Source organism: Streptomyces sp. NPDC054840, from assembly GCF_053611065.1.
Genome location: NZ_JBSGZP010000830.1, coordinates 1 through 2,787, shown reverse-complemented (window position 1 = coordinate 2,787; position 2,787 = coordinate 1). Strand labels below are relative to the sequence as shown.

The 2,787-nt window shown below is 72.4% G+C and carries 4 protein-coding genes; 3 read left to right on the top strand and 1 reads right to left on the bottom strand.

The window, feature by feature from the left end:
* The 3 genes from ACWGIU_RS34710 to ACWGIU_RS34700 all read left to right on the top strand — a co-directional run.
* On the top strand, positions 1 to 476 hold a 476-nt coding region (locus ACWGIU_RS34710), incomplete at its 5' end, for a VanZ family protein (protein WP_453712083.1).
* 59 nt (positions 477 to 535) lie between these two features.
* Positions 536 to 1,231: a response regulator transcription factor gene (locus tag ACWGIU_RS34705; protein WP_453712082.1), complete on the top strand. Its 696-nt coding sequence runs from the start codon at positions 536 to 538 to the stop codon at positions 1,229 to 1,231.
* Entirely contained in the window at positions 1,224 to 2,303 is a 1,080-nt protein-coding gene (locus tag ACWGIU_RS34700) for a sensor histidine kinase (protein WP_453712081.1), read from the top strand. Before ACWGIU_RS34705 ends, ACWGIU_RS34700 begins: the two co-directional genes overlap by 8 nt.
* Positions 2,304 to 2,328: 25 nt before the next feature.
* Here ACWGIU_RS34700 and ACWGIU_RS34695 read toward each other — a convergent pair.
* The coding region (locus ACWGIU_RS34695; RefSeq protein WP_453712080.1) for a UbiA family prenyltransferase at positions 2,329 to 2,787 on the bottom strand (459 nt) is incomplete at its 5' end.

Here is a 2,787-nt window from a genome sequence, read left to right as displayed (position 1 = left end):
CCGCCGGCCTCACGTCCGCGTCGGCGTGGCGGCTGTCGCTCGCCGAGGTGGGCATGATCCACGGGACGGTGCCGTTCGTGTGGATGACCATGATGCCGGGCGGCGGAGCCGGCGTCGTCCCCGCACGGGTGAGCCTGGTACCGCTGCGGGACCTGGTCACGATGGGGCCGCTCGGCATCGCCGGTAACCTGCTGGTCCTGGCGGCGCTGGGCTTCTTCGCCCCGATGCGGTTCGTGGCGCCGGCGTCCGTGCCGCGGGTCCTGGCGCTCGGCGCGGCCTGCTCGGTCCTGATCGAGACCGCACAGTACGTCCTGCGGCTGGACCGGGTGTCCTCCGTGGACGACGTACTGGTCAACGCCACCGGCGCCGTACTGGCCTCGCTGGCGTCGCGCCGCTGGTGGCGCACCGCGACGGGGGCGCCGTCCGACCTGCCTCGCCCCGCGCCGGCGCCCGCGGGGGCGGGCCGGGTCGGGTGAACGGGGGGCACACGTCGTTGCATACGCCGGCGATATGGTGCGCTGCCTAAGCTTCGGACATGCGCGTACTGATCGTCGAGGACGAGCCCTACCTGGCCGAAGCCGTCCGTGACGGTCTGCGGCTGGAGGCGATCGCCGCCGACATCGCCTGCGACGGCGCCTCCGCCCTCGAACTGCTCAGCGTCCACTCCTACGACCTCGCGGTCCTCGACCGCGACATCCCCGCCCCCTCGGGCGACGAGGTCGCGCGGCGCATCGTCGCCTCCGGCAGCGGCATCCCGATCCTCATGCTCACTGCCGCCGACCGGATCGACGACAAGGCTTCCGGTTTCGGGCTCGGTGCCGACGACTACCTCACCAAACCGTTCGAGCTGCGCGAGCTCGTCCTGCGGCTGAGGGCGCTCGACCGCCGACGCGGCTACGCCCGGCCCCCGGTCCGCGAGATCGCGGGACTGCGGCTCGACCCCTTCCGCCGGGAAGTCTTCCGCGACGGGCGCTACGTGGCGCTCACCCGCAAACAGTTCGCCGTGCTGGACGTCCTCGTCGCCGCCGAGGGCGGGGTCGTCAGTGCCGAAGAACTGCTGGAAAGGGCCTGGGACGAGAACGCCGACCCCCTCACCAACGCCGTGCGCATCACGGTCTCCGCACTGCGCAAACGCCTCGGCGAACCATGGCTCATCGCCACGGTGCCCGGCGTCGGCTACCGGATCGACACCGGTACGGACACCACCGCCCCCAGCGGTACGCATGGATAGACGCCCCGGGTTCAGCGCCCGGCTGAAGCTCACCCTCAGCTACGCCGGATTCCTCGCCGTCGCCGGCGCTCTCCTGCTGGCCGTGGTGTGGGTGTTCCTGCTGCGCTATGTACCCGACAACTCCCAGGGGCTGCTCGGGATCTCGCCCAACCGCTACCTCCTGGTGCACACCTTCGCCCCCGCCGCCGCCGTGGCGATGGCCTTCCTCCTCGTGTTCGGCCTCGTCGGGGGATGGATCCTGGCCGGCCGGATGCTCGCACCGCTCACCCAGATCCAGGACGCGGCGCGGACGGCCGGGAACGGGTCGCTGTCCCACCGGATCCGCATGAGGGGCCGTCAGGACGAATTCCGGGAGCTCTCCGACGCGTTCGATTCGATGCTCGAACGGCTGGAGTCCCACGTCGCCGAGCAGCAGCGCTTCGCCGCGAACGCGTCCCACGAGCTGCGCACCCCCCTGGCGATCTCACGGACGCTCCTCGACGTCGCCCGCAAGGACCCGACGCGCGACCGGGAAGAGCTCATCGAGCGCCTGTACGTGGTCAACACGCGGGCGATCGACCTCACCGAGGCCCTCCTGCTGCTCAGCCGCGGCGACCGGGGAAGTTTCACCCGCGAGAGCGTCGACCTCTCCCTCCTCGCCGAAGAGGCCGCCGAAACGCTGCTCCCCCTCGCCGAGGAGCGCCGGATCACGCTCGACGTCACCGGCGGGGCGGCCCGGACCGGCGGCTCGGCGGAACTCCTGCTGCGGATGGTGACGAACCTCGTCCAGAACGCCATCGTCCACAACCTCCCCGTGGGCGGCGCCGTGACGGTTCACACCGAGGCATACGGCGCCACCAGTGTGCTGCGGGTCGAGAACACGGGCCCGCCACTCCGCCCGGAACTCCTACCGACCCTGACCGAACCCTTCCAGCGGGGTGCGGAACGCGTACGCACCGACGAGCACGCCGGCGTCGGCCTCGGTCTGGCCATCGTGCACAGCGTCGTCCGCGCCCACGACGGGGCCCTCGACCTCGTCCCCTGCACCGCCGGCGGTCTCCTCGTCACGGTCCGGCTTCCCGGCACGCTCTGAGCGCTGTCCCGCCCTCCACGGCGGCTCACGGGCGGAGCTCGACGACCAGCAGGATCACGTCGGCTCCGGCCACTGCCATCACGGTCAGGAACGGCAGCCTTCCGGCCGGCCGGCGGGCCGCGAGGAGCAGCGCCGTCGTGGTCGCGGCGAGCAGCAACCAGCCGTACACCGTCACCCTCCCCGGTGGTCCCACGACCAGGATGGCGGTCGAACCGAGGACGAGCAGGCCGGCCAGCGCGGCCGAGACCCGTAGGCCGAGGCGCTGCGGCAGCCCCGCCACGCCGGTGGCCAGGTCGTCCTCGATGTCGGGCAGCACGTTGGCGAAGTGCGCGCCCGCGCCGAGGAGGGCGGCAGCGGCCGTGAGCCAGGGGGCCGGCCAGGGGGCCCCGGGCAGGCCCAGGGTGACGAAGGCGGGCAGCAGGCCGAAGGCCAGGGCGTACGGGAGCCAGGAGGCGGCCGTGCTCTTCAGCCTGAGGTTGTAGGC

Bases quoted from the DNA above. Each gene is read 5' to 3' on its own strand.
- ACWGIU_RS34705 (WP_453712082.1), top strand. From the start codon at position 536: ATGCGCGTACTGATCGTCGAGGACGAGCCCTACCTGGCCGAAGCCGTC.
- ACWGIU_RS34700 (WP_453712081.1), top strand. From the start codon at position 1,224: ATGGATAGACGCCCCGGGTTCAGCGCCCGGCTGAAGCTCACCCTCAGC.